The organism is Salipiger marinus, assembly GCF_900100085.1.
Lineage (GTDB): Bacteria > Pseudomonadota > Alphaproteobacteria > Rhodobacterales > Rhodobacteraceae > Salipiger > Salipiger marinus.
Genome location: NZ_FNEJ01000057.1, coordinates 1 through 6112 on the forward strand (window position 1 = coordinate 1; position 6112 = coordinate 6112).

Below are 6112 nucleotides of genomic sequence, written 5' to 3' on the forward strand. Positions count from 1 at the left end.
CTCATCGGCAACAAGCTGGTGCCCAGAAGCCGGCAAGAACGGCTTCAACCCGCCTCCAGCGCGCCGCCGAGCCGGCTCGGCGAATAATGCGGGTTTATATTCCAGACAAGCAGATGCCCCTGTGGAATCGTGTGAACGCAGGGCCTCACTGGCCCTCACCAGCTTTCGATCCCGAGACTGCGTTATGCATGAAGGTCCTGAAGGGGGAGCCTGAGCAAGAGAAAGCCCCCGTCCGTGATTCGCCCTGGACCGGAAATGGTTCACCTCCGGCCCGTGGCTTTATCTGGGCATCACGTTTTCCCGCCCACCCCCTTCACCCAGCGCGACCAGGCGAAGGTGCCGCCGCTGAGCAGGCCATAGAGCAGCACCGCCATGGCGAGGGAGGCGGCGTTGAGGTCGATGGTGAGCAGGCCTGCCGTCTTGTCATAGGTGACGAAGGGCAGCGTGGCGCTGAGGCCCGCGAGCGGCAGCAGGATGAAGACCCGAAGCAGCAGGGCAATTTGTCCGGTCATGGTGTGTCCTTTCAGGGGAGATGCGCCATCGGCGCGAGGAATGCGGCGCGCAGGCCGCAGGAGGCCAGCGCTACGCGCCAGCCGGTGATGGGATCAGGCCCAGCCTGCCGGGGCCCAGTCTTCGGGGCGCACGAGAAAGCCCGGGCAGAGTTTGGCGGCGAACTCATTGTGCCCGGCAATGCGGGTGATGGGGGTTCGGACGCAGGCGCGGGCGATCACGCCGCGCATCGCAGAGAGCGTGGCGTCTGTGTAGAAGTCCTCGGGCGCGCCCATGCGGGTGATGGTGCGGATGGGCACCATGGAATAGCCCAGCGATCCGGCATTGTGCCCAACCACATGCGCGCCGATCTCGCCCCACGCCCGGCCCTCGAGGATCTCGCCATCGGGGAAGATCACGCCGTGATAGCCGATGTCGCGCCAGCCGTTGGCAAGGTGCCAGCGGCGGATCTCGGCAAAGAGCTCGGCATTGCTGCGGCCCCGCACCCAGCCGGTGGGCGTGGCGGCAGTGTGGATCACGAAGAGCTGCACCAGGTGCCCCGCCCTGCCCTGGAACAACTGGTTGCCGTGGCCCGGTCGCAGCACCGGCCCGGGCGGCTGCGGCGCGACTTCAATGACGGCCCCGGAGCGCGGCAGGCCATCGGCGGCGATCAGCGCGCCAAGCGCCCGGTCCAGCTCCGGAGTCCAGACCCGGCTCAGCGGCCCCTCGGCCAGATAGCCCAGATCGATCAGTGCCCGCCCGATCTGCAGCACCGGATCACCCCAGCGGCCCTGATGTGCGTCGCGTAGCGCCTGAAGCCCGGCCCGGGTCTTTGGCCCCCAGAGCCCGTCAGCTGGACCTGCAGAAAAATTGAGCGCGGAGGCCGCTGTCTGCAGCAGGCGGATGTCTTCACCCATATCTGTCTCCCTTGTGATTGTAGGTGTGGCCGCGCCCCGGGGCGGCGGCTTGGGGTGGCCGGAGGGAGGCCGATGCTGCCCACGGCGGTGCTGCGCCCGAGCTGGCTGCACCGGCTCTGGCCGCTCGCCGCCGCCATGGCCGGGGCCATCGAACTGGCGCAGCCGCAATTCGGCAGGCAGGCGACTCTGCTGCATTTTGTGGCAAGCTGCTTCGGGATCGCGCTGACGACGCTCGCCAGTCTGCTGACGCTGGATGTCCGCGAGTTCCTGCGCCGCGGCACCCGCTGAGGCCCGAGATGACCAGCGGGTGAAGCTGTCAGGCGGTCAAAACTAGTGGAATCAGTGCACAGTTGCGCAAAAGCGCATGGCGTTGTTTCCAAAATACGCGATTATCATTTCCGACGTTAACGTTAGGTTAACCGCGCGGACGTGGCCTTCATATCAACCTGCGATTCCCCTCACAGGGGCTCCGCCCGCTCCTCCTGCCCGACTGACACAAGACGAACGCTTTTCAGCCGGCGCAGGAGGATTATTTTTATAGTCGTGAGCGCAGCCTGATGTTTTTTTTCGAGTCGGGCCGCATGCTTTGCCCGCTGCGCTCACGCGGCCCACGTCCCTACTTTGCATCCCCGCCGCCTGCCCCGGCGCGCAGCAGCGCCATGACGAAGCGCGACAGCGCGGGGGCTTCCACGCCAAGCGCCAGCAGACCCAGCATGGGATAGACCCACTCGGGGACTTCCTTGGCGAGGATATCGAGGCCGATATCGGCCACGAACAGGGCGATGATCGCCAAGAGGCTCAGCACCTGCGCCCAGCGGACGCGCTTTTCTGTTTTGCTCATGCCGGGCAGCACGCCTTGCGGATACCGCGCTGGATCAGGCGCACGGTCGACCATGCCGCCAGAAACTGGATGCTGCCGCTGGCGGTGGTGAGGGCGACAAAGGTGACCACCACCACCGGCAGCAGCCCGGCATAAGCGTCGATATAGTGCCGCGACAGGGCGGTGAGGAGCGCGCCAGTCATCACCCGACCCTGTGCATCTCGGTCATGAAGCCTTCGATCAGGTCGGTATTGGGATAGCTGTTGGTGAGGTCGGCATTGGCGATCAGGATCAGCGACAGGCGGCAGGAGAGCTGGGGGTGGCCCAGCACGAAGGTGCCTGAGTTGTTGAACGACACCGGCGCCGAGCGGAAGCGCGAGATCTCGTTCTGCGACAGGTATCCGGTGGGCACCGATCGATCCAGCGCCGAGGCATACCAGGCCCAGCTGCCGAGGTTCTGCGAGATGCCGGGCAGCGCGCCATTGGCGGTCAGCTCGTCCTTCACCGTCATCTGCCCGCCGTCGCGGTCCCATTGCGGCGACAGGAACTTCGCGCTGCCATCCATGATCGGGAAGGTGTCGGTGGCGTTCACCGGCGCCGAAGGGTCATCGACCCCGGTATAGGGCATGAAGCCGAAGAGCAGCGTGTAATCCGTGACCGGCACCACCTGCGTCGCCACGCCATAGCTGTTCGCCTGGCTGGAGCTCATCTCGATGTAGGGCGTGTTGCCGTTATTGGCGGTGCCGAAGCTGTGGGCGGCCGCCCCGGCGGGGTTGCTGGCCTCCAGCGTGATGCCGCCCTTGAGCGGGTCCCAGAAGCGGTTGTCCTCGCGGAAGAAGCGCGGTTCCGGCAGCCAGGCATGGGTGATCTCCGGCAGCGCCAGCAGCGCCGACAGGCTGTAGGCGCGGGGCAGCCCCGCCACGGGGGCATTGGTCTGCAGGCGGGTGACGACGGTGGACAGTGGCATGGCAGGGCTCCTCAGAGATCGAGTTCATGGGCGAGATGGGCGAGGATCACGGCAACCTCCTCTTTGGACGCCTCCTTGTCCGCCCAGAGAAAGTGGCTCAGGTCGAAGTCGGCCTGGGCGTAGGTCCCCGCCAGCGCGGGCTGTTCGGCGCCCAGCACGAGGCGGCGCCCGGTCTCGGCGGGCAGCGGCAGATAGCCGTTGTTCACCACCGTTCCGGCGCCGCCCGCCAGCGTGATGCGCATAAATTCCGCGCCCTGATGGCTGATGCATTGCAGCGCCACGGCCGACCACTGGTCGAGCGGGCAGAGCGGCGTCGCGGGCCAGCCGCTGACCAGTGCCTCAAGCTGGCCGGAGCTGGCATTGGCCAGCAGCAGGAGGCCGGGCACGCTGCCGGTGCGCGCGTCCAGCACCACGCCGCTGCGGGTCGAGAGCGGGCGGAGGCCAAGGATCAGCGTGGCATCTTCCGAGAGATCGAACAGGTCGCTGGCCAGCGCCTGCTGCCGGAACATCACCGCCGGATGCGCCCCGGTCAGGGTCAGCGCGGGCGGGTCCGGGGCAAGAGTGCCGCCGCCGGTGGCGCTGAGCCCGGCGATGCCGCTGACCGGGCGCCAGTCGGTCACCGCCGCCCCCTCGTCCAGCGCCAGCGCCGAGGCGTCGAGCCCGATCACCGGGCAGAGCTGGTCGAAGATCTGCTGCCCCGCCTGCCGCCCGCCCGCCAGATCGGCATAGCCATGCACCAGATAGCGGTGCAGCAGCCCGTCGCGGGCGTAAAGGCTGGGCAGGCCCGTGCCCACCGTGCGCAGGTCGGTGGCGGCGCGGCTGCCGCCATAGACCCCCGCCGCATTGCGCCGCGCCGCCCAGAGCCGGGGCTGCCGCCCGGTGCTGGGGCTCGCGAGCCGCCCCTCCACCGCCGGGCCGTCGATCAGGCGCAGGCTCGTAAGCGCGATCTCGCCGCTGCTGTCGGAGAAGCTGAAGCCATGTGGGGTCTCGCGCAGCGGGTTATCGGGGTTCTCCTCGAACTCGAAGGCCACGCCCCCCAGCAGCGGCACGGTGACGGTCAGGCCATCGGCGGAAAGCGTGCCGCGCCGCGCCAGCCGCGCGGGCTCGAAACTGCCGCGCGCCGCGTGCTCGCAGACGCTGTGCGCGAGGATCTCCGCCCCCGCCCGGCGCCCCCGGGAGGAATGATGCACGCCGTCCACATAATCGAACTGGTAGCCCGGCGCGCAGAGCACATGCCGGTCATGCTCGTCATGCAGCCGCAGCATGTCGAGCACCGGGGTGCTGTCACCGGCGGTGCCGAAGCTCGACACCTGCAGCCAGTAGAAGGGCACGGGGGCCTCCTGCCCGGTGACCGCGCGCGCATCCGCCTCGATGTCGGCCTGCCATTCCAGCCCCTTGGCGAAGTAATCCGGGGTGCCCGCGCCGCTGTCGCTTTCGCCATGGATGACCAGCGTGCCCGCCACCACCACCTCGCGCGGGATCAGGTCGGGCAGCTTGCCCGCCGCCGCCAGCGCCACCGCCTGCGTCACGCCGTCGATCAGCGACGCATAGACGGTGGAGCCCTTCTTCAGCCCCTCATAGGTGGTCGAGCCCGCCCCCGACACGATCGCCATATGCGTGCCGCCGGTGAGCCGGGTCATCATGTCGACAAAGCCGGTGGCGAAGGTCTCGCCCCGGATCAGGTCGGCCGGGTCGGGCTCGTGTTCCACCCGTTCCGAACAGGTCACCAGCCGGGTGTTGACGTTCTCGAACTCGCCCTGCCGGTTCACGCCGCCATTCAGCATCAGCGCCCGCTTCGGCGCGTGCAGCGGCATGTAGGGGTAAAGCGGCACCCCGCGCGAGCCCACCGCCCCGGACTGGCCGGTGAAGAGCCACAGATAGATCACGCCGCGATCGTCGAAGACCGGCCCGTAAGGCGCGGGCGGGATGTTGGCGCGGTTGGGGATCTCGGTGCCGAAGCGCTCGCGGCCACGCCGGGTGACGGCCTCCACCGCCACCCCGTCCAGCGCCAGCGTCACCTGCGACACGAAGCCCTTGCCCTCGACATAGACCGGCAGCAGGTCATTCTCCTGCAGACTGACCACGTAATCGGTGGGCAGCTCCAGCAGGCGGCCATCAAGCCGCGCCGCCAGCGCGTAGCCATCCGCCGAGAGCGTCACCGTGTCAGCGACGCCCAGGCCTTCGAGATAGACCAGATCGGCACCGATCCCGAGGATGGCGGCGGGCTGCACGGCACTTTGTGCCAGCACGCCCTGCGCGGCGCTGGCAAAGGCGCTGCTGTCCTCGGCCGCCGCCGTGCCCAGGGCGGGCCGGTCGGTCAGATCCCCATAGCTGCCGGACGTGGCGACGGCGGCGAGCGCCCCGGGCTGCACCGCGCTTTGTGCCAGCGCCCCCTGCGCGGCACTGGCAAAGGCGGTGCTGTCCTCGGCCGCCGCCGTGCCCAGAGCGGGCCGGTCGGTCAGATCGGCATAGCCGCCGCTGAAGGCTACCGGGGCGAGATCGGCGCTGTCGGCCTTGCTGGCCAGCCCGCCGCCGTCCACCCAGGTCCATTGCCCGGCTTCGGTGCCGAAAGCGGTGTAGCGCCCGGCATTGGCGACCGTGGCGCTGGTCTGCGGATCGGTATGGCTGCCGCCATCCTCGGCGCTGACCTCGGCCTGCTGGCCGATGGCTTCGGGGGCGAGCTCGGCCAGCGCCGCCCAGGTGGGGCGCAGGATGCTGACATAAGAGGTGGCCCGGTCCAGATCGGCAAGCCGGTCGGCCACGGCGCCGGAGGCGGCGAGCCGGGTGCTGAGGGCGGGGAGAGGCAGCACCCCCAGCGTGCCGCCGTCATGCGCCAGCAGGTCCTCGGCGCTGGCGAGGTTGGTAAGGTCGATGGTTCTGACGCCGTTGTCGGGCATGGGCTTATCCTCAGAAGATAAG

7 protein-coding genes are annotated in these 6112 nt (G+C 68.8%); 1 reads left to right on the forward strand and 6 read right to left on the reverse strand.

All coding sequences use genetic code 11. From position 1 onward, the window contains the following. Positions 1 to 290 precede the first annotated feature (290 nt). Entirely contained in the window at positions 291 to 512 is a 222-nt protein-coding gene (locus BLR51_RS26430; RefSeq protein WP_089852537.1) for a hypothetical protein, read from the reverse strand. A gap of 93 nt (positions 513 to 605) precedes the next feature. Further along, complete coding sequence (locus tag BLR51_RS26435) at positions 606 to 1406, reverse strand: peptidoglycan recognition protein family protein (RefSeq protein WP_165616958.1); 801 nt, start codon at positions 1404 to 1406, stop codon at positions 606 to 608. 72 nt (positions 1407 to 1478) lie between these two features. Here BLR51_RS26435 and BLR51_RS27925 point away from each other — a divergent pair, with 72 nt between their 5' ends. Then, entirely contained in the window at positions 1479 to 1694 is a 216-nt protein-coding gene (locus BLR51_RS27925) for a hypothetical protein (RefSeq protein WP_165616959.1), read from the forward strand. A 328-nt stretch (positions 1695 to 2022) separates the two neighbouring features. Here the strand turns inward: BLR51_RS27925 and BLR51_RS26440 are convergent, their stop codons facing one another. From BLR51_RS26440 to BLR51_RS28080, 4 genes are read right to left on the reverse strand one after another with little or no spacing between them, the layout of a single operon-like run. Continuing rightward, entirely contained in the window at positions 2023 to 2247 is a 225-nt protein-coding gene (locus BLR51_RS26440) for a hypothetical protein (RefSeq protein ID WP_089852539.1), read from the reverse strand. After that, a complete protein-coding gene (locus BLR51_RS26445; protein ID WP_089852540.1) occupies positions 2244 to 2429 on the reverse strand; it encodes a hypothetical protein in 186 nt (61 codons plus the stop codon). The genes BLR51_RS26440 and BLR51_RS26445 overlap by 4 nt, the downstream gene beginning before the upstream one ends. Next, positions 2429 to 3193: a hypothetical protein gene (locus tag BLR51_RS26450; protein ID WP_089852541.1), complete on the reverse strand. Its 765-nt coding sequence runs from the start codon at positions 3191 to 3193 to the stop codon at positions 2429 to 2431. Before BLR51_RS26450 ends, BLR51_RS26445 begins: the two co-directional genes overlap by 1 nt. 11 nt (positions 3194 to 3204) lie before the next feature. After that, positions 3205 to 6090, reverse strand: a complete 2886-nt coding sequence (locus BLR51_RS28080) for a hypothetical protein (RefSeq protein ID WP_110506228.1) — start codon at positions 6088 to 6090, stop codon at positions 3205 to 3207. Between the last annotated feature and the right edge of the window lie 22 nt (positions 6091 to 6112).

Excerpts from the sequence above, each read along its gene's own strand:
- BLR51_RS26430 (WP_089852537.1), bottom strand. The coding sequence starts at position 512 with ATGACCGGACAAATTGCCCTGCTGCTTCGGGTCTTCATCCTGCTGCCG.
- BLR51_RS26435 (WP_165616958.1), bottom strand. The coding sequence starts at position 1,406 with ATGGGTGAAGACATCCGCCTGCTGCAGACAGCGGCCTCCGCGCTCAAT.
- BLR51_RS27925 (WP_165616959.1), top strand. The coding sequence starts at position 1,479 with ATGCTGCCCACGGCGGTGCTGCGCCCGAGCTGGCTGCACCGGCTCTGG.
- BLR51_RS26440 (WP_089852539.1), bottom strand. The coding sequence starts at position 2,247 with ATGAGCAAAACAGAAAAGCGCGTCCGCTGGGCGCAGGTGCTGAGCCTC.
- BLR51_RS26445 (WP_089852540.1), bottom strand. The coding sequence starts at position 2,429 with ATGACTGGCGCGCTCCTCACCGCCCTGTCGCGGCACTATATCGACGCT.
- BLR51_RS26450 (WP_089852541.1), bottom strand. The coding sequence starts at position 3,193 with ATGCCACTGTCCACCGTCGTCACCCGCCTGCAGACCAATGCCCCCGTG.
- BLR51_RS28080 (WP_110506228.1), bottom strand. The coding sequence starts at position 6,090 with ATGCCCGACAACGGCGTCAGAACCATCGACCTTACCAACCTCGCCAGC.